15 protein-coding genes are annotated in these 21726 nt (G+C 34.5%); 3 read left to right on the plus strand and 12 right to left on the minus strand.

Features of this window, described 5'->3' with window-relative positions; all coding sequences use genetic code 11:
* Positions 1-12: 12 nt before the first annotated feature.
* The 3 genes from NBRC110019_RS15405 to NBRC110019_RS15415 all read right to left on the minus strand — a co-directional run bounded on the left by NBRC110019_RS15405 (position 13) and on the right by NBRC110019_RS15415 (position 3250).
* On the minus strand, positions 13-1188 hold the full coding sequence (locus NBRC110019_RS15405; protein WP_281756329.1) for a C1 family peptidase: 1176 nt from the start codon (positions 1186-1188) through the stop codon (positions 13-15).
* 138 nt (positions 1189-1326) lie between these two features.
* Positions 1327-3018, minus strand: a complete 1692-nt coding sequence (gene ettA, locus NBRC110019_RS15410) for an energy-dependent translational throttle protein EttA (protein WP_281756331.1) — start codon at positions 3016-3018, stop codon at positions 1327-1329.
* A gap of 55 nt (positions 3019-3073) precedes the next feature.
* Positions 3074-3250 carry a CAL67264 family membrane protein gene (locus NBRC110019_RS15415; protein WP_281756373.1) on the minus strand — a complete coding sequence of 59 codons (177 nt, stop codon included), beginning with the start codon at positions 3248-3250 and terminating at the stop codon, positions 3074-3076.
* 247 nt (positions 3251-3497) lie between these two features.
* Between NBRC110019_RS15415 and NBRC110019_RS15420 the strand changes: the two genes are divergently transcribed.
* Together NBRC110019_RS15420 and NBRC110019_RS15425 are read left to right on the plus strand one after the other, a co-directional pair.
* Positions 3498-5126 (plus strand): acyl-CoA carboxylase subunit beta, encoded by a 1629-nt coding sequence (locus NBRC110019_RS15420; RefSeq protein WP_281756332.1) that lies wholly within the window; start codon positions 3498-3500, stop codon positions 5124-5126.
* A 32-nt stretch (positions 5127-5158) separates the two neighbouring features.
* On the plus strand, positions 5159-6787 hold the full coding sequence (locus NBRC110019_RS15425; protein WP_281756334.1) for a M1 family metallopeptidase: 1629 nt from the start codon (positions 5159-5161) through the stop codon (positions 6785-6787).
* A 148-nt stretch (positions 6788-6935) separates the two neighbouring features.
* On the opposite strand, the gene NBRC110019_RS15430 is transcribed toward NBRC110019_RS15425, so the two are convergent.
* From NBRC110019_RS15430 to ilvD, 9 genes are all read right to left on the minus strand, one after another.
* Positions 6936-9344, minus strand: a complete 2409-nt coding sequence (locus NBRC110019_RS15430) for a glycoside hydrolase family 127 protein (RefSeq protein WP_281756335.1) — start codon at positions 9342-9344, stop codon at positions 6936-6938.
* A gap of 197 nt (positions 9345-9541) precedes the next feature.
* Positions 9542-10144 carry an N-acetylmuramoyl-L-alanine amidase family protein gene (locus tag NBRC110019_RS15435; RefSeq protein WP_281756336.1) on the minus strand — a complete coding sequence of 201 codons (603 nt, stop codon included), beginning with the start codon at positions 10142-10144 and terminating at the stop codon, positions 9542-9544.
* 77 nt (positions 10145-10221) lie between these two features.
* On the minus strand, positions 10222-11337 hold the full coding sequence (locus NBRC110019_RS15440; protein WP_281756338.1) for a mechanosensitive ion channel family protein: 1116 nt from the start codon (positions 11335-11337) through the stop codon (positions 10222-10224).
* A gap of 134 nt (positions 11338-11471) precedes the next feature.
* A complete protein-coding gene (locus NBRC110019_RS15445; RefSeq protein WP_281756339.1) occupies positions 11472-13049 on the minus strand; it encodes an NADP-dependent glyceraldehyde-3-phosphate dehydrogenase in 1578 nt (525 codons plus the stop codon).
* A 100-nt stretch (positions 13050-13149) separates the two neighbouring features.
* Positions 13150-14412: a threonine ammonia-lyase IlvA gene (gene ilvA, locus NBRC110019_RS15450; protein ID WP_281756340.1), complete on the minus strand. Its 1263-nt coding sequence runs from the start codon at positions 14410-14412 to the stop codon at positions 13150-13152.
* A gap of 158 nt (positions 14413-14570) precedes the next feature.
* Entirely contained in the window at positions 14571-16043 is a 1473-nt protein-coding gene (gene ilvC / locus NBRC110019_RS15455; protein ID WP_281756342.1) for a ketol-acid reductoisomerase, read from the minus strand.
* A 25-nt stretch (positions 16044-16068) separates the two neighbouring features.
* Positions 16069-16605, minus strand: coding sequence for an acetolactate synthase small subunit (gene ilvN, locus NBRC110019_RS15460; RefSeq protein ID WP_281756343.1), 537 nt, complete (start codon positions 16603-16605; stop codon positions 16069-16071).
* 5 nt (positions 16606-16610) lie between these two features.
* Positions 16611-18344, minus strand: coding sequence for a biosynthetic-type acetolactate synthase large subunit (gene ilvB / locus NBRC110019_RS15465; RefSeq protein WP_281756344.1), 1734 nt, complete (start codon positions 18342-18344; stop codon positions 16611-16613).
* A 15-nt stretch (positions 18345-18359) separates the two neighbouring features.
* Complete coding sequence (ilvD, locus tag NBRC110019_RS15470) at positions 18360-20036, minus strand: dihydroxy-acid dehydratase (RefSeq protein ID WP_281756346.1); 1677 nt, start codon at positions 20034-20036, stop codon at positions 18360-18362.
* Between the two features lie 345 nt (positions 20037-20381).
* On the opposite strand from ilvD, the gene NBRC110019_RS15475 reads away from it, so the two are divergent.
* Positions 20382-21725, plus strand: coding sequence for an aldehyde dehydrogenase (locus tag NBRC110019_RS15475; protein WP_281756348.1), 1344 nt, complete (start codon positions 20382-20384; stop codon positions 21723-21725).
* Position 21726: the final 1 nt, after the last annotated feature.

Genomic DNA, 21726 nt, shown 5'->3' on the forward strand with positions numbered 1-21726 from the left:
TTCAGAGATAATTTATCCTTTATAAATCTTTTTAGGAATCGCATTCTTATTTACTAAAATAGCGGTAGACTTGTATTTAACAAAATTCTTAGTCACAAATAAATAGCCATTATAGTCATTAGATGCTCCCCAAGAGTTTTTAACTATATAGTATTCTTTTCCTAATTGATCTTTTGCCAAACCAACAATCTGCATACCGTGATCATCTGTCGTAGTATAGTTATCAAACGCTTCCTGACGCATAGCTTCTGTCACCTCAGCTTCTGGCTTTGGACCATTAAACATGGTTTCTTTTTCCTCAGAAGTCATATATTTATAATCCATCTCTGGTACATATGCCACTCCATTTTTCCAGCTAAAAGATTTTTCACTAACATCTGTAGCCCATCCTACTGTATAACCATTTTTCAATGCATTATCAATAACCGCAGTTAAATCATCCATGTGTACGTTATATGTATAATCAAAGCTCCAGTTATCTGGTACAGGGAAAAATACTTTCTCATACATCGGCTCATTCGGAATACAAGATAATTCAAGGTAATCATCAGCTTTTAATCCAATATACTCATCTGCAAAAGTTTTTGGAGTATACGTTTTTCCTTTATATTCAAATGTTTCTGGCACTTCCCCTAAATAACTATCTAAAACAGCTGTAAATGCCTTAATCCAATTTGGAGTTAACTGACCGTTTTTATTTTTAATAATACCGTCTAACATTCCCTTTAATGCCGACTGCATTTCTCCAAAACGATTTATATCTGTACCATAGTTCAATCCATTATAAACTTCTTGCGGTAATGCCCCATATTGGTCATACATATTAACTACATCATGTAACGCACCTCCATCTCCCCATCCAAGGTTTCCGTGCATACGTACATAATTTTTAGCTTTCTCAATATAAGTACATCTTGCTGTATAAATTTCGGCAAGGTCTACAGGCTCTTTTCCTTCTCTTATCATTTCAGATTCAAGAAATGAATTTCCTGAATAACTCCAGCAGGTCCCACTACTTCCCTGATTTTTAACAGATGTTCTATCTAGGTTAATTACAGGCGTAAATTGAAATCCTTCTTTAGCTGTTAAACTCTGATTCCCTTTTAACGAATTAATAAGGTCATCTTGTGCAAGTGCAGAAAAACCAACCATTCCTGCTAAAACAAACGTCATTACTGTTTTCTTCATAGTTCTTTAATAAAAAATATACCGCTAATTTACTTAATATAGACGAGAAATTATATTATTTAAGATTCACAATTTTCAAAAAAAAGGATGTAGATACAATGTATCTACATCCTTTTTAAATATTTTGTTTAAAAACTATTATTCTCTTATCAATTTCTTATACTTAATACGTGTAGGCGCTATATCACCTAAGCGTTTTTTCTTATTCTCTTCGTATTCAGAGAAACTACCTTCAAAGAAATATACCTGAGAATCTCCTTCAAAAGCTAAAATGTGTGTACATATTCTATCTAAAAACCATCTGTCGTGAGATATCACAACCGCACATCCTGCAAAATTCTCTAAACCTTCTTCCAGCGCTCTAAGTGTATTAACATCCAAATCGTTGGTAGGCTCATCTAGTAATAATACATTTCCTTCCTCTCTAAGAGTCATTGCCAGGTGTAATCTGTTACGTTCCCCTCCTGATAAAGAAGAAACTTTCTTATTTTGTTCACTACCAGAGAAATTAAATCTACTTAAATAAGCTCTGGAATTTACCTGACGACCACCCATCATAATTAATTCCTGACCATCACAGAAGTTTTCCCAAATTGATTTTTCAGGATCAATATCCTTATGTGACTGATCTACATAAGCAATTTTAGCGGTATCGCCCACTATAAAGCTTCCTTTATCTGGTGTTTCTTCTCCCATTATCATGCGGAAGATGGTAGTTTTACCAGCACCATTAGGACCAATAATACCAACAATACCAGCTTGAGGAAGATTAAATTTTAAATCTTCATACAACAACTTATCCCCAAAGGCTTTTGCTACACCAGCAGCATCAATAACATTGGTACCTAAACGTGGTCCATTAGGGATATAAATCTCTAACTTTTCATCAAGCTGCTTTTGATCTTCGCTCATCAACTTATCATAGTTTTTCAAACGAGCTTTCTGTTTTGCTTGTCTTCCCTTAGGAGCCATACGTACCCACTCCAACTCACGTTCTAACGTTTTTTGACGTTTAGAAGCTTGCTTTTGTTCCTGAGCAAGTCGTTTTGATTTTTGATCTAACCAAGAAGAATAGTTCCCTTTCCACGGAATACCTTCTCCTCTATCCAACTCAAGAATCCAACCAGCAACATTATCTAAGAAATAACGGTCGTGCGTTACAGCAATAACAGTACCACTATATTGTTTTAAATGTTGCTCTAACCACAATACAGACTCTGCATCTAAGTGGTTGGTAGGCTCATCTAAAAGCAATACATCAGGTTGTTTTAATAACAATCTACATAGGGCAACACGTCTACGCTCTCCACCAGATAACACTTTAATAGGTGTATCAGGATCTGGTGTACGTAATGCATCCATTGCAATTTCTAACTTGGTATCTAATTCCCAAGCATTCGTCGCATCAATTTTATCTTGTAAGGTTGCTTGCTTATCCATAAGCTCCTGCATCTTATCAGGATTAGAATATACTTCTTCAAGACCAAACATATCGTTAATCTTGTTGTATTCATCTAATACCTCAACAATCTCGGCAACTCCTTCTTTAACAATTTCAAGTACAGTTTTATTTTCATCTAACTGTGGTTCTTGCTCTAAATACCCAACGGAATAACCCGGTGCAAAAACAACATCTCCTTGAAAATTTTTCTCTGCTCCTGCTATAATCTTAAGTAAGGTAGATTTACCCGAACCGTTTAAACCTAAAATACCAATTTTGGCACCATAGAAGAAACTAAGGTAAATATCTTTTAAAACTTGTTTTCCAGTACTTTGGTAAGTCTTGCTTACCTTATTCATGGAAAATATAACTTTCTTATCGTCTGACATTAATGGTAGTTTTCTAAAAATGTTAGTTACTTATTCAAATAATATGTAAAAGCTATTACACTCTTCCTTTAAGAGCATTAAATACCCAGGCAATAGCAAAAAATCCAATTCCAACGGCAGCAAAGCCCCATCCTGCAACTTCATTATATCTAAAAGCTCCAAGACCTATTAAACCTAAACCTACTATTATCATTATAATAGTAGCATATGCTAAAACTGTATTCTTATTCATCATAATTATAAATTCTACTTAAAAATTAAGATTGTAAAAACGGCACTTACCCTCTTCATAACTAACATAGCAAAAGGTTTAAATAGCTAAACTTCTAACTATATTAGGTTGCAAATATCGTATTTTTCAAGGAAATTTATAGTAATAGTTTATTAAAGCTTTTTGTACATTAGCAAAAGTTACCTTAAAATAAGTATTCAATGCTTATCTTGCTATTGGTAATCTTTTGAAAAAACAGAAAAGATAAATGGATATAAACTTCAATAAAAATGAGGATCACAATAAACTTCTGGTATCCTCATTACGACATAAACTTAAGAGAGTATATTTAGGTGGTGGTGAAAAACGGATTGAAAAACAGCACACCGAAGGCAAACTCACCGCAAGAGAACGTATTGACTATTTACTAGATTCAGATGCAGACACTATAGAGATTGGGGCTCTAGCCGGAGACGGAATGTACGAGGATCATGGAGGGTGCCCAAGTGGTGGAGTTGTTGTTAAAATTGGCTATATTAAAGGTAGACAAGTATTAGTTGTTGCTAATGATGCTACCGTAAAAGCAGGCGCATGGTTCCCCATTACCGGAAAGAAAAATTTACGCGCTCAAGAAATAGCCATGGAAAATAAGCTTCCTATTATTTACTTAGTAGACAGTGCAGGAGTATATTTACCTATGCAAGATGAAATTTTCCCGGATAAAGAACATTTCGGAAGAATTTTTAGAAACAATGCTCAAATGAGTAGTATGGGTATTACGCAAATTGCTGCTGTAATGGGGAGCTGTGTTGCCGGTGGAGCCTACTTACCTATTATGAGTGATGAAGCACTAATTGTAGATAAAACCGGTAGTATATTTTTAGCTGGTAGCTATTTGGTAAAAGCGGCAATTGGCGAAACCATTGACAATGAAACCTTGGGAGGGGCTACAACGCATTGTGAAATTAGTGGTGTTACCGATTATAAAATGAAAGATGATAAAGAAGCTCTAGACACTATTAAAAAAATAGTTGAAAAAATTGGTGCTCCTGAAAATGCCGGATTTAATAGAACTAAAGCTATGCTTCCTGCCAAAAATCAAGAAGATATGTATGGCATTCTTCCAAAATCTAGAACCGATCAATATGATAGTATGGAGATTATTGAACGCTTGGTTGATAACTCTGAACTGGAAGAATATAAAAAAGGATACGGACAAACCATTATCACCTGTTATGCGCGTATTGACGGATGGGCAGTTGGTATTATTGCAAATAACAGAAAGTTAGTTAAAACTAAAAAAGGGGAAATGCAATTTGGTGGTGTTATCTACTCTGATGCTGCAGATAAGGCTACCCGTTTTATTGCTAATTGCAATCAGAAAAAAATTCCTTTGGTTTTTCTTCAAGATGTAACCGGATTTATGGTTGGTAGTAAAAGTGAGCATGGAGGGATCATTAAAGACGGTGCTAAAATGGTAAATGCCGTAGGGAATTCTGTAGTTCCAAAATTCACTATAATTTTAGGTAATTCGTATGGAGCCGGTAATTATGCCATGTGCGGTAAGGCTTATGATCCAAGATTAATTGCTGCATGGCCTAGTGCAGAATTAGCGGTAATGAGTGGAAACTCCGCAGCTAAAGTTCTTATGCAAATAGAAAAAGCTTCTTTAAAAAAGAAAGGAGAAGTTTTAGATGAACAGAAAGAAAAAGAGCTTTTTGATAAAATAAAATCTAAATATGATAATCAAGTATCTCCCTATTATGCTGCAGCACGATTATGGACAGATGCTATTATTGATCCGCTAGATACCCGCAAATGGATTTCTATGGGCATTGAAGCTTCAAATCAGGCGCCTATTGAAAAACGCTTTAATATGGGGGTATTACAAGTGTAACAAAACTAATTCATTTTTCAATTAACTAAAATATGCTACAAAAAATTGTTTTAGGAGCTTTGCTATTAGTAGGTGTATGTACCAATGCTCAAGTATTACATAAAAAAAAGAATTATACCGAAGCCGATACCTTAAGAGGATCATTAAGAAAGGAAAGGAATTTTGATGTTAAGCACTACACTTTAGACATCAAAGTGGTTCCTGAGGATCGTTTCATTAGTGGTTCTAACACTATAGTAATGGTTCCTCAAGAACCTTTAAAAAAAGTACAAATTGACCTGTATGCTAATATGAACGTAGATTCTATTATATACAAAGGAACAGCGCTCACATATACTAGAAAATTTGATGCTGTGTTCATTAATTTTCCTGAAGTATTAAAAGAAAACGATGAAACCAGTTTTACCTTTTATTATTCGGGTAACCCAATAGTAGCCAAAAATGCTCCTTGGGATGGTGGTTTTGTTTTTACCAAAAGTGGTAGCGGACTTCCTTGGATTGCTACAGCTTGCCAAGGTGCAGGTGCTAGTTTGTGGTGGCCAAATAAAGACCATCAATCCGATGAACCTGATAATGGTATGGATATTTTAGTCACCGTGCCTAATGAATTAGTAGATGTATCAAATGGTAGATTAACAGAAACCAAACCTGTAGGAGACGATTACACACAATACCACTGGGTAGTTACCAACCCTATTAATAATTATGATGTTACACTAAATATAGGAGACTACACCCATTTTGGCGAAACCTATAAAGGGCTAGACACCGATTTCTATGTGCTTAAAGAAAATCTTGAAAAAGCTAATGTCCAATTTAAAGAAGTGGAACCTATGATGGACTGTTTTCAGGAGAAATTTGGAGAATACCCATTTAAAGAAGATAGTTATAAATTAGTAGAAACTCCTCACTTAGGAATGGAACATCAAAGTGCGGTTGCCTACGGTAACAAGTATCTTAAAGGATATTTAGGATATGATTTATCACGTACCGGAATTGGTCTTAAATGGGATTATATTATTATTCATGAAACGGGTCACGAATGGTTTGGAAATAGTATCACCTCTAAAGATATTGCCGACATGTGGGTACATGAAGGGTTCACTACGTATACAGAAGCTGTATATGTTGAATGTAGATGGGGATATGAAGATGCGTTAAAATATTTATATGGCCTTAGACAAAATGTTAGTAATGATATTCCCATTATTGGAGATTACGGCGTTAACAAAGAAGGAAGTGGAGATATGTACCCTAAAGGAGCATTACTTTTGAATACCATACGCCATATAATGAATGATGACGAAAAATGGTGGGCCACTTTAAAAGAGTATACGCTTCATTTTAAACATCAAACGGTAACTACAAAACAGGTAGAAGATTATTTTAACAATGCTACAGAAATAGACCTAGCTCCAATTTTTGATGAGTATTTAAGAACCACAAAAATCCCTAAACTTATTTTAAAACAAGATCGAAAAAATGTTCTCTACAAATGGGAAAATACCGTAGATAATTTTACAATACCTGTAGAAATAGCTGTTAAAGGAAAATCAATGCGCTTAGATGTTACCAATGAATGGCAAAAACTTCCGAAGTGCAAAACAGAAAACATAAAGGTGAATACCTATACATCTTTTATTGAGTATAGTAAGATTTAGTATCCTCAATAAATAGTTGTAAAAAGGAAACTACTTCAGGGCAAGCCCACGGAGCATTTAAGCTCAATTATAGAATAAAACAAAATAGGGATAGTACAAACAGTAACTATCCCTATTTTTCAAACAAATAAATTATAACTATAATAACTTATAGACTTTCTTTAAGAATTCGTACTTCAACAATCTTAGGCATCCACAGTTTATTAACTGCTCTCACCTCTACTTTAAAATCTTCCATAGCTCCTATTTCCTCAGGCAAACTTAATACTAACGTATTTAGTGGTTTTTCAGCCTCCCCGTTCAATTTTAATTCTCCTACTTTAATACCTCCTACGTAGAATTCACAAGCTCTTAGCTTATCAATATCAAGATAATTTATGTATAAATATTTGGCTCCAAACTCATTCAACATAGTATAACAAAAATAGCCCCCACCTTCTCTCCAGTGGCATTCATAATCATATCCCGTCCAAGTATCGCTTTGCTCAATACCATGATCAGACTCTGGTTGTTGTTCACCAGAATAAACAACATCAGAAGATTTAGATTCCAAGATTCGTGCAGCCTCTTCTTCTTCTTCCATTTTATCTTGCATATCTTTCAATCCTACTTTGGTTGCCTGAGGGAAATACATAATGTATCTTGATTCATGTAATGTATAGAATGGTATTAACTCTAAACTATCTGAATATGCTTCGGTGTGGTATAACCCTCCTAATTTAAAGATTAAAGAGTCTTTACTTTCTTTTGTTATTTGATTTACTAAGTTCTTAGGCGCCCCAACAACTGTAGGAATCTCTTTTAACGGAACAATAGCTCCAGAAGCTATGTGCCCTCCTCTACTATCATCTGCAAATAAACCATCTTGCCCCTCTGTAGTAGTTTTAGCTGCTAAAACAATAGGTCCGTATAAGAATGAATAATAATTAGACCCGTCTTTTAATCCCTCTGTACGTAAAGACATTGGTAAATTAAAAGTGATTTCATCACCATCTTTCCAAGTTCTAGAAATTGAAATATAAGGAGCTCCAGCTTTAAAATCGGTAAACGGCTCTCCGTTAATTAAAACACGAGCCTCTTTATTAGCCCATTTTGGATTTCGAAGTCGTAATATAAAATCAGTATCGTCAGCAACAGTTACTTTAAAATAAGTTGCTGCTTCTTCAGGAAACGTATTCGATTGTGTAAGGGTAACATTTTTGGTTTCCCAAATTACTTCTGATGGTATAAATAAGTTTACATATAAAGACTTATCGGTATGTGCATAAATCATTTCACCATACTTAGCATGGTTCTCTATACCAGAACCAACACAACACCAAAAACTAGTTTGAGGTTGAGAATAGACTCTGTAATGCCCTGGGCGCATTTGTGTAAAATATACCAACCCTCCGGTATTTGGATCCTGCGTTGAGAGAATATGATTATATAAAGTACGTTCATAATACTCCATATAATTTTCATCTACTGAATCTACATATAACATCTTCGTTAGCTTTAACATATTATATGTATTGCAGGTTTCTGGTCCTTGAGTACCTAAAATCATTTTAGAAAAATCATCTTTAGGATGAAAGTGTTCATAAGCACTATTACCTCCAATAACCACAGAACGTTCGTTCACAACATCATCCCAGAAAAAAGAAGCCGCATCAGACCATCTCTTGTTTCCATTCACCTGAGCAATACGCTCAAAACCAATAATCTTAGGTATTTGCGTATTTGCGTGCATACCAGTAAGCTTATCTTCTTTCTTTAATAAAGGTGCTAACACAGCCTTATGCGAAAATTTCTTAGCTAATTCTAAATACTTAGTAACACCGGTAATATTAGCTACATCTGCAAAAACCTCATTTAACCCTCCATGCTCACTTACTAACATTTCCTGAATTTGCTCATCTGATAGATTAGCTACCAAATGATACATCCAATCGGTCTTTTTAATAAGCATTTCCTTGGCATTCTTACTACCAGTATTCAAATAAGCATCACGTAATCCTGAATACGTTTTATGTATGTTATATAATGGAACCCATTTATCGTTTAAACTAAAACCTCCAGCTCTAATATCTCCTTTGGCTATTTCTTGCCACATTGCTTTTCCTCCAGGAACACCACCAATATATCCATTACCATTTGCATCCTGACATCGTTTTAGTTCAGAAAGCATATAATCTAACCGTTCTTTTATTTTCTTATCACCTGTAGAAGCATACATTAAAGAAAGTGCAGAAACATAATGCCCCCCTATATGGCCGTCGAGCCCTGTATTTTCCCAATTGGTATAACTTTCTGCTTTAGGAGTTAACCCCGACTCTCGTAAAAAAGGAACCAAAAGCCTATCTGGTTCTAATGCCATTAGATATTCTTTATCTAATTCTTGGGCATGCTCAAAAGGGCTATCTAATAACTTTACATCCTGAAGTTCAAAAAAGGTAAGAACACTTTCGGTTTCGTCTATTTTAGACACAACCTTGTTCTCTTCACAAGAAGCTATATTCAATACCAAAAAGCATCCTAACACTAATTGGCTTATTTTATGCAGATTACAAATCATAACAACACAATTAATAATTGAATAAAATATACCATTAAAATATTGTATTTATAATTTTAAAGGAGCTATTTTAAAACTATTAAATTGATGTACAATTTCGGTTTTTTTTAGCTGTAATCAAATAATTATGTGTATAATTTACACTTGTTAATATTTTTTAATAACATCATCTAGAAAAAACAACAAATAAAGTAGTGTTATTGTAAAGCAGCAGTAATCGCTTTTGCTATTTGTTCCTTAGTAGTACTATTAATTAATGCCTTTCTATCCTTTTCATTAGAAAGATATCCTAGCTCTATTAATACAGACGGAATTTCTTTTACATTATTCATAAAGTAGGTATCGGCAGTAGTAATGCTATCATTAACACCAAACTTCTGAGATTTAAACCCATTTAAAATTTTATTTCCGTATTGCTTGGAAGTATCTGACTCATTATTTTTCCCTACACTTACCACTACTCCAGATTTTCTAATATCAAGATCCTGCGCTACATGCAACGTAATCACTAAATCAGGGTGAATACTATCCACTTTTGAAATACGATCATTTAACGATATGTAATCATCAGTATTTCTAATACCAACAAATTTTATATGAGCATCATTAATAGAAGACAAATATTGAGAAATATTTAAAACTAATTCTTTCTCATTAATACTATCATAGGTTATGCCCCAATCTACACCTCCATGAGATGCATTGATAACCACCACTTTTTTCTGTGCAGAATTGATATTAAACGCAACCAAAAGAACTAAAAAGGGGAATATGGCAATGCGTAAAACTTTCTTTAACATAGTTATTAAATTAGTGAACACCGCTAAATTACTTAAACCCTAGTAGATGTATATAAAAACTTGATTAAAGGATGTTTTTATAGTTGATTTACATCTTTTAAATCGTTTATACTACCATTAATTTCAACTCTTGACCTAGGTAAACTATTCGGATAATTCTTTTGAAGGAATTTAATAAGCTCTTCCCTAACGTGTACTCTTAAATCCCAAGCGGCTGGAGAATCTTCTGCACTCATTAAAGCTCTCATCTCTATAGAGCCCTCTTTAGCTTCTGTTACCTGCAAAACATTCACTCTTCCATCCCACAATTTTGTACTTTTTAAAATTCTGGTAAGCTCATTTCTATAATCATTAAAAGGCACATTGTAATCTGTATAAATAAATACTGTACCCAATATTTGTGACGTAGTACGTGTCCAGTTCTGAAATGGCTTTTCTATAAAGTAGGTAGTTGGCAATACCAATCTCCTCTGATCCCAAATATTAACCACTACATACGTCAAATTTATTTCTTCTATTCTTCCCCACTCTCCTTCTACAACTACCACATCATCTAAGCGTATTGGTTGAGTTATGGCTATTTGAATACCCGCTAAAAACCCTCCCAAAACTTTTTGCGCTGCCAAACCTATAATAATTCCGCCTATTCCGGCAGAAGTTATCAAACTAACCCCAATCTTCTTTATTTCACTAAAGGTCATTAAAGCTAACGCTATGGCTATAATAAGGATTATAAATATCAATACTCTCTCAATAATTCTAAACTGTGTATATACTTTACGGGCTTTAAGGTTATCCTTTTGTTTAATATCATACTTCTTAAGCACAAAGTATTTGATCAATTTTACTGCGCTAATTGCCATCCAACTAAAAATAGCTATCATTAAAATACTAAATACCTTTTTAGCTGTTTGTGTAAGTAATTCGGGGATTTCTACATACGATAAAGGTACCCACAATGCTATTACACAAATAAGTAGTATAACAGGAGTTCTAATCACCGAAAGCATTTTTTTGGTAATCTGACTATCGGAATTTTTAGTCACTCCCTCCAAAACTTTATTTGCTATTAAATAAATAGCTAATAGAATAATAAAAGTAGCTCCAAAACCGGTTAGATATGGTACCCATTCATAGCTATCTTTTACAATATCTAAATTAGGGGTTTGAAAGTAAAGTAACGTGTTTGTCATCTTAGTAGTTTAATTTGATAAGGCTCAAATTACTAAAAATGAATTTTTTAGATGACTAACAAAAAGTTAAATAGAACCCAAAACTAACCTAAACAGCTAATTTTGGGTTTTTATGTATACTAATATCTATTAAATTATAGGATATAATCTGTACTAATGAAGTTAGATACCTTTGTTTCTAAAAGTTTTTCAAGTATCTCTTTGTTGCTGGCATTGTCTTTTGTGGCAACAAACGTTCTAATAGAGAATGAACGTAATGCATCATGCACACTAAGGGTACCCACAGCAGAATCTTTTCTACCCGTGAACGGGAATACGTCTGGTCCTCTTTGGCAAGAGCTGTTTAAGTTAACTCTACAAACTAAGTTTACCAAGGTATCAATGAGTGGAGATAACTCATAAACATCTTTACCAAACAAACTTACCTGCTGACCATAATTAGATAATGCAAGTTCATCTAATATCTGATCGATATCGTTAAATAATTTTACCGGTATAACAGGACCAAATTGTTCTTCCTTATATACACGCATCTCCTCAGTTACAGGGTATAAAACAGCAGGAAAAATATAATTATCGGTTGTTTCTCCTCCTTTTTTATTTAAAATTTCAGCCCCTTTCTCTTTAGCATCATCTATTAAACCTTGAATATAAGTTGGTTTATCAGGCTCAGGTAACGGAGTTAATTTTACTCCTGCCTCCCAAGGGTTACCTAACTTTAAAGCATCTACCTTGGCTGCAAAACGCTTGTTAAACTCTTCACGTATATCTTCATGTACATATACAATTTTAAGGGCTGTACAACGCTGTCCGTTAAAAGAAAGTGTACCGTTAATACATTCTTCTACGGCCAAGTCTAAATCGGCATCAGGTAAAATAATAGCTGGGTTTTTAGCCTCTAATCCTAATACTAAACGTAATCTATTTTTATTAGGGTGTTGATCTTGTAATGCAATAGCCGACTTACTATTACCAATAAGTGCCAATACATCTATACGACCACTTTGCATAATTGGTGCAGCTACTTCTCTACCACGACCAAAAATAATGTTTACTACACCTCTAGGGAAACTGTTTCTAAAGGCTTCCATTAACGGCGTAATTAATAATACACCATGCTTAGCCGGTTTAAAAATTGCTGTATTACCCATTATTAATGCAGGAATTAGCAATGCAAATGTCTCATTTAAAGGATAATTATACGGCCCTAAACATAGTACTACTCCAAGAGGGCCTCTTCTAATATGAGCATAAACACCATCCCTATTTAAAAACTTAGCACTATCTCTGTCTAACTGCTTATAATCTTCTATAGTATCGTAAATATACTCTACAGTTCTATCGAACTCTTTTTCAGAGTCAGGTAAATTTTTACCTATCTCCCACATTAAAAGTTTTACCACCTCATCGCGCTTGGTTTTCATTTGCTCAACAAATTTTTCCATACACGATATTCTATCAGAAACCTTCATTGTGGGCCACGCTCCTTTACCTTTACCAAAAGCATCACAAGCAGATAAAAGTACTTCATTAGCACTTTCTGCATCCATATTAGGAACACTACCTAATAGGGTTGGCTTGTAATCTTCAGAAATAGAAATGGTTGAAAGTACCTCTGCGGTTTGTCCTTCCCATTTTTTTAATTCTCCATTCACTAAATACGTATTGTGATGAAGAGGGCTGTTTATTTGAAATTGTTCAGGTATTTCCAAAATTATATTTTTTAGTAGTTCTAATTGTAAATTTATTAATTTTCATTGCTCTAAAAAAGTCATTTGACAATGTATTATATAAATTTAACAAAAGGTTTTTTTAAATTAAAAACTGAAACAAATCAGGGTTAGTATTTAAATAATCACCATAAAATTTACGTTTTTTCATTCGTTCAATCAACGGCTCAAGGTCATCACTACTCTTTAACTCAATCCCCACTACAGCAGGACCATTCTCACGATTGGTTTTTTTAGAATATTCAAAATAAGTGATATCATCTTCTGGGCCTAAAATTTCCGCTACAAATTCTTTCAATGCACCGGCTCTTTGCGGAAAGCTTACTAAAAAATAATGTTTAAGATTCGCATATAGTAATGCTTTTTCCTTTATTTCAGGAGTTCTGGTAATATCATTGTTACTACCACTAACAACACAACCTACTCTTTTACCTTTTAATTCATCTTTAAAGAAATCGAGTACCGCAATACTTAAAGCCCCTGCAGGCTCTACAACTACAGCGTCTTTGTTGTACATATCTAAAATAATCTGGCAAACCTTACCTTCAGGTACCGTCACCATCTTATATAAATTCTCTTTACATATGGCAAAAGTTAAATCTCCCACACGTTTTACCGAAGCACCATCTACAAATTTGTCAACGGTATCAAGTTCTGTATTTTCCTTATTCTGAATAGATGTTAACATAGAAGGTGCTCCTAAAGGTTCTACTCCAATAACTTTCGTATTTGGTGATAGCGTTTTAAAAACAGTACTAACACCGGCAGATAAACCTCCACCTCCAACAGGAACAAATAAATAATCCAATGGTTCTTCAGATTGTTCTATAATCTCTAAACCAACGGTTCCTTGTCCTTCTATTACTTTCTCATCATCAAAAGGATGAACAAATGTCTTTTTTTGCTCGTTGCATTGCTTTATAGCTGCCTTATAAGAATCATCATAGGTATCTCCTGTAAGTACAATCTCCACATAATTTTCACCAAACATAGCTACTTGCTCTACTTTTTGCTTTGGTGTAGGAGAAGGCATAAAGATAGTACCCATAATACCTAATTTTTTACACGAAAAAGCTACTCCCTGAGCATGATTTCCTGCACTTGCACATACAATACCATGAGCCTTTTCTGTATCAGATAACGATTGTATTTTATTGTAAGCTCCACGTATCTTATAAGAACGTACAATTTGCAAATCTTCTCTTTTTAAAAATACATCTGCATCATACATCCTTGAAAGTCGTAGACTTTTATCAAAAGCGGTTTTAGCAGCTACCTCTTGTACATTAACAGCAGCTTGTTTAACTGCTTCTAAATTCGGAAAATAAACAGCTTTTGTGTTCATTTATTTAAATAATATCTTAGTTAGCAAAAAAATAAAGTGTCTTTAGTAAGTACCCAAATCACTTTTCTAAAGTTACACTTTTATAATAAACAAAAATTAAAAGGAACTGCCTGAAAATAATGAAGAAAAAATAGCTTTTCAGGCAGTTCTAATCCTAACTAAATAATTTTTTTCATGGCAGTCATTGAAGCTCTTAACCAAGCACCAACTTCCTCTATAGGATGATTTCTGATAGCATCGTTAACGGCAATCAATTCTTTATTATCAACTCCATTATCTCCGCCTTCAAAAGTTCCGCCAATTACATCAATGTCTATTTTAGCCATAAAGTCTTTTAATAAAGGCTTACAAGCATGATCAAATAAATAACAACCATACTCAGCCGTATCTGAAATTACACGGTTCATTTCAAACAACTTCTTACGTGCAATCGTATTTGCAATTAAAGGAGTTTCATGTAACGACTCGTAGTACGCAGATTCTTCTATAATGCCTGCTTCTGTCATTACTTCAAATGCAAGTTCTACACCCGACTTTACAAAAGCTACCATTAAAATACCTTTATCAAAAAAGACCTGTTCACTTATTTCTTCAGAAGTAATAGCAGTTTTCTCAAATGCTGTTTCTCCTGTAGCCTTTCTCCAAGTTAATAAGTTCACATCATCATTAGCCCAGTCTTCCATCATTGTTTTAGAGAAATGACCACTCATAATGTCGTCCATATGCTTTTCAAACAACGGACGCATAATATCTTTTAACTCTTCTGTTAATTTAAATGCTTCAATTTTAGCAGGATTCGATAGCCTATCCATCATATTGGTAATACCACCGTGCTTTAAAGCTTCTGTAATGGTTTCCCAACCATACTGAACCAATTTGGCAGCATACTCGGCATCTACACCTTTCTCAACCATTTTATCAAAAGATAAAATAGAACCTGTTTGTAGCAATCCGCATAAAATGGTTTGCTCACCCATTAAATCCGATTTTACCTCAGCCACAAATGAAGAATGTAAAACACCCGCTTTATGCCCACCTGTAGCTGCAGCATATGCTTTTGCTTGTGCCAATCCTTTTCCTTCTGGGTCATTCTCTGGGTGTACCGCAATTAACGTTGGTACGCCAAAACCTCTTTTATATTCTTCTCTTACCTCAGACCCTGGACTTTTTGGTGCTACCATAATTACCGTAAGATCTTTACGAATTTGCATACCTTCTTCTACTACATTAAAACCGTGAGAATACGATAAGGTAGCACCTTCTTTCATTAAAGGCATAATAACAGAAACTACATTTGTATGTTGTTTATCTGGTGTAAGGTTACATACCAAATCCGCTGTAGGAATTAAATCTTTGTAAGTTCCAACTGTAAAACCATTTTCAGTTGCATTCACATAGGAAGTTCTTTTTTCATCTATAGCCGCCTGTCTTAAGGCATAAGAAACATCTAAACCGCTATCTCTCATGTTTAACCCCTGATTTAATCCTTGAGCTCCACAACCTACAATAACCACTTTTTTGCCGGCCAATGCTGCTACACCATCACTGAATTCTGAAACATCCATAAACTCACACACTCCTAATTGATTTAACTTTTCGCGTAATGATAGTGTATTGAAATAATTTTCCATTTGTTTTTATTTCTATGATTTATAGTTAATTAGTTTTAATTTCTTGAGATTTTTCTAAAATATTAGAAATTTCCATGGTTTCTTTAGAAACCGAAATACGCCCCGAACGTACAAATTGCATAATACCATAAGGTTCTAATTCATTAGACAGTTCTTCTATCTCGTGCCTTCTACCGGTTTTAGCAATTACAAAAAAGTTTCTTGATACAGTAACAATTTGTGAATTGCTTTCTTTAATAATATTTTGAATCTGGCGTTCATCAAATAACAAATCAGATTTAATTTTAAACAAAGCAGATTCCTGATAAATAATTTCTTCATCGGTATGATAAAAAGCTTTTATCACCTCAATCTGTTTTTCAAGCTGCCCTGTTATTTTTCGAACCCAATCTTCGGTAGTCTTTACTAGAATCACATATTTATGAACTCCCTTAATTTCACTTCGGGAAGCATTCATACTTTCAATATTAATATGTCTCTTCAAAAATATGCCCGAAACACGATTTAACAATCCAACATTGTTTTCGGTATATACTGTAATGGTATAAAATTTTTCTTCCATTCTTATTAGCTTAATCTACATTCTGAAACACTTGATCCGGTTGGAATCATTGGGAATACATTATCTTCTTTTTCTACAACTACTTCTAAAAAGTAAGCGCCTTCTGTAGTCATCATCTCATGGATAGCATCTGCTAACTCTTCCCTTTTAGTTACTTTTTTGGCGGGTATATGATATCCTTCAGCAATTTTAACAAAATCAGGATTAATCATTTCCGTAGAAGCGTAACGCTTGTCAAAAAACAACTGTTGCCATTGGCGAACCATTCCTAAGAACTCATTATTTAGTACTACAATTTTAACAGGTATTTGTGTTTGGTAGATCGTTCCTAATTCTTGTATGGTCATCTGATAACCTCCATCACCTGCAATAGCTACTACAGGTCTGTTTGGTGCTCCCATAGCTGCTCCCATAGATGCCGGCAAAGCAAATCCCATGGTACCAAGACCTCCAGATGTTACATTACTCTTAGAATTTTTAAACTTAGCATACCTACAAGTAAACATTTGGTGCTGTCCTACATCTGAAACAACAATTGCTTCATTGTTCGACTCTTTATTAATCTGATTAATAACCTCAGCCATTGTTAAACCTTCTTTTGTTGGCTCTAATTCTGGTTGAATTACTTTTTCAAATTCGATATCATAAAGTCTTTTGAACTCACCAAACCACTCAGGATATGTTTTTTCTTCAATTAGCGGCATCATTTGCTGCAAAGTCTCTTTTACATTTCCTAATACAGGCACAGCTGCCTTTACATTCTTATCAATTTCAGACGGATCAATTTCAAAATGAATCACCTTCGCCTGTTTTGCATATCTAGATAAATCACCTGTAACTCTATCATCAAAACGCATTCCTAAGGCAATTAATACATCACATTCATTAGTTAATAAATTAGGTGCGTAATTACCATGCATACCAACCATACCAACATTTAACGGATGATCTGAATCTAAAGCCGATAAACCTAAAACAGTCCATGCTGCCGGAATTCCGGATTTTTCTATAAAAGTCTTTAATTCTTCTTCTGCATTCCCTAGTAAAATACCTTGCCCAAATACAATCATTGGCTTTTTAGCAGCGTTAATTAATTGAGCTGCTGCTTCCACTTTTGTAATATCAATATCTGGTACTGGTTTGTAACTACGAATGTCAGTACACTTTTTATATTCAAATTCAAATTGCTGAAATTGAGCATCCTTTGTAATATCAATTAGTACAGGTCCTGGTCTACCCGTTCTTGCTATATAAAATGCCTTTGCTAAAATAGCAGGGATTTCATTGGCATCTGTAATTTGATAATTCCATTTGGTAATAGGCGTAGAAATACCCACGATATCGGTTTCCTGAAAAGCATCCGATCCTAATAAATGACTCGCTACCTGTCCTGTAATACATACAACAGGATTTGAGTCTATCTGAGCATCGGCCAATCCGGTGACCAGATTGGTTGCACCAGGACCCGATGTTGCAAAAGCAACTCCTACCTTTCCACTAACTCTGGCAAACCCCTGAGCTGCATGAACAGCTCCTTGTTCATGTCTGGTTAAGACATGATGCAGTTTGTCCTGAAATTTAAATAATTCGTCATAAATTGGCATAATGGCACCTCCGGGATAACCGTAAACAGTTTTTACCCCTTCAGCCAACAAACAATGGATTACCGCTTCCGATCCGGTAATCTTAATTTTCTTCTGAGCTTTAGTTACTTCGCTTTTCATTGTTTCTGTTTCCATAAATCAAACTACAAATTAAAAAATGTCGGTTACACAACCTTTAGCGGCCGATGAAACCGTTCTTGCATATTTATATAAACTACCAGATTTCACCTTTAATTCAGGCTTCACCCATTTTGCTTTTCTTTCTGCTAATTCTTCATTAGACAATTCCATATTAATGGTATTGTTAACGGCATCAATTGTAATAGTATCTCCATCTTCAACTAATCCAATTCCGCCACCTTCTTGTGCCTCAGGAGAAACGTGACCTACCACAAATCCGTGAGAACCACCTGAAAAACGTCCATCTGTAATCAAGGCTACATCTTTACCTAAACCTGCCCCCATAATAGCCGATGTTGGTTTTAACATCTCTGGCATACCAGGTGCTCCTTTAGGTCCTTCATAACGAATAACTACAACATCTCCTTTTTGTACTTTTCCGTTTTTAATACCTTCATTTACTTCTGCTTCACTATTAAATACACGGGCTGTACCTGTAAAACTTAATCCTTCTTTACCCGTAATTTTAGCCACAGCTCCTTCGGTTGCAAGGTTACCATACAATACTCTAATGTGTCCGGTTTCTTTTATCGGTTCATCAACAGCTTTAATAATTTGCTGATCTTCTGCTAAATCAGGTACATCTAGCAAGTTTTCTGCTAATGTTTTACCGGTAACCGTCATGCAATCACCATGTAGCATACCTTGTTTTAGCATGTATTTTAATACTGCGGGCACCCCTCCTATTTTATGAAGGTCTTCCATTACATATTTACCGCTTGGTTTTAAATCGGCAAGTAACGGAGTACTTTCACTAATACGAGTAATATCCTTTAAAGTAAAGTCAACCTCTGCAGCATGAGCTATTGCCATAAAGTGTAATACCGCATTGGTAGAACCTCCAAGTACAGTTACCAATCTAAAAGCATTTTCTAACGCTTCTTTGGTAACAATATCTCTTGGTTTAATATCTTCTTTTAATAAATGTAATAAAGCTGCTCCCGCAGCTTCACAATCAGCTCCCTTACCCTTATTTTCTGCAGGAATTGACGAATTAAAAGGCATAGACATACCCATAGCTTCTATAGCAGAAGCCATCGTATTTGCTGTATACATACCACCACAGGCTCCTGCACCCGGACATGCTTTATGTATAACTTCTTTAAATTCTTTCTGATCTATGGTTCCAGCTACTTTTTGCCCATACGCTTCGAAAGCCGAAATAATATCCAACTTTTTATTGTTATGACATCCTGGTGCTATGGTACCACCATAAACAAGTATAGATGGCCTATTTAAACGTAACTGTGCCATTAAGGCTCCAGGCATATTTTTATCGCATCCTACAACGGTAACTAAACCATCATAACACATGGCTTGTACAACCGTTTCTATAGAATCGGCTATAATATCTCTAGAGGGCAGCGAATAACGCATCCCTGGAGTTCCATTAGAAATCCCATCGCTAACACCAATGGTGTTAAAAATTAGTCCTACTAAATTAGTAGATTCTACTCCTGTTTTTACTTCTGTAGCTAATTTGTTTAAATGTACGTTACAAGGGTTTCCCTCATATCCTGTACTTGCTATTCCAACAAAAGGTTTTTGCAGATCCTCATCGGTTAAACCTAATGCATGCAACATTGCCTGAGCTGCAGGCAATGTCTCATTCTGAGTAACTACTTTACTATATTTGTTTAAACTCATTATTTCTGTTAAATCGTTGAATTATTTTTAACTTATATCAAATTTATTATGTTTCACTTCTTATGTATATCAACATCCTGTATACAGTCTAAATCCAAATCAAAATTTAAACATTTAAAATACTGAATTCCAATAATTTAAATTCATGTTTTGAATTACATTCAATGCAAAAAAAAAGCCTGCAATACGATGATGCAGGCTACTTATTTTTATGGTATAACAAACTGCATCACCTCTTCTGAGAAATGACAATGCTAATTCGAATACTATATATCAGTTCGTTGTTCATATACCTCAATATTAAAAATAATTTCTAACTTATGGAACTAATTCAATAGAAATCTTGTGTCTTTAGTACTAAAAAACTCCTATCCATCAGTAAAAAAACGACTTAAACTGCTAAAAAACTTAAAATTTGAAATTTTAAAAAATGAGGCAGCTATTTGCAAAGCTCTACATAACGACCTTAGAAAATCTGAATATGAAAGTAAGCTAACAGAAACTAAATTCATTATTTCTGAATTAAATGATACTATTAAAAATTTAAAGGATTGGGCAAAACCAAAACGCGTTGCCAGAAACTTGCTTACCTACCCTGCTAAAGAATATATCTATCAACAACCTTACGGTAGGGTCTTAATTTTTGCTCCGTGGAATTATCCATTTCAATTATCAATTGCTCCACTTATTGGGGCTATTGCCGCAGGTAATAGTGTGGTTTTAAAGCCCTCAGAATATGCTCCGAATACTACAGCTGTTATAAAAGACATTCTTAAAAAGGTTTTTGATATACGCTATGTAACCGTTATTGAGGGAGACGCCTTGTTGGCTAAAGAACTTTTAAAACAACAATGGGATTATATTTTCTATACAGGCAGTACAGTTGTTGGGAAAGAAGTGTATCTAGCAGCAGCAAAAAATTTAACACCGGTAACACTAGAACTTGGTGGTAAAAACCCTTGCATTATAGATGACACTGCTAACCTTAAAAAAACTGCCAAACGAATAATATGGGGTAAATTCACCAATGCCGGACAGACTTGTATTGCTCCTGATTTTTTAGTAGTAAACAAAACAATAAAAAACGAATTAATAAAATACCTACAGTACTACTTAACCAAGTTCTATACAGAAACTCCTGAACAAAGTCCTGATTATGGAAGAATCATACATAAAAAACACTTTCAACGACTGATTACTTATTTAGACAATGCCCACATCATTTCGGGAGGTGAATACAATGAAAAAGACTTATATATTGCTCCTACGGTAATTGACAATCCCCCTTTACAAAGTGCGGTAATGAATGATGAGATATTTGGTCCTATTTTACCTATTATCACCTACAAATACCCAAGTGACTTACAGGATATTTTAAAACGCTACAAAAATCCGTTGGCTTTTTATGTTTTCTCTACTAATAAAGAATTTAGCAATCATCTTATAGAAAATTATTCCTTTGGAGGCGGCTGTGTAAATGATGTTCTTATACACATAGCCAATAACGAGTTACCTTTTGGCGGTATTGGCGCCAGTGGTATAGGCAAGTATCATGGCAAATATTCCTTTGATACCTTTAGTCATGAAAAGGCAATTGTAAAAACCGGAAGGTTTGATAATCCGTTTAGATATGCGCCTTTTAAAAAGAAATTGAGGTGGCTTACTATTTTGTATCGCATTATTGGGTAAC

The organism is Neptunitalea chrysea, assembly GCF_027924145.1.
GTDB lineage: Bacteria > Bacteroidota > Bacteroidia > Flavobacteriales > Flavobacteriaceae > Neptunitalea > Neptunitalea chrysea.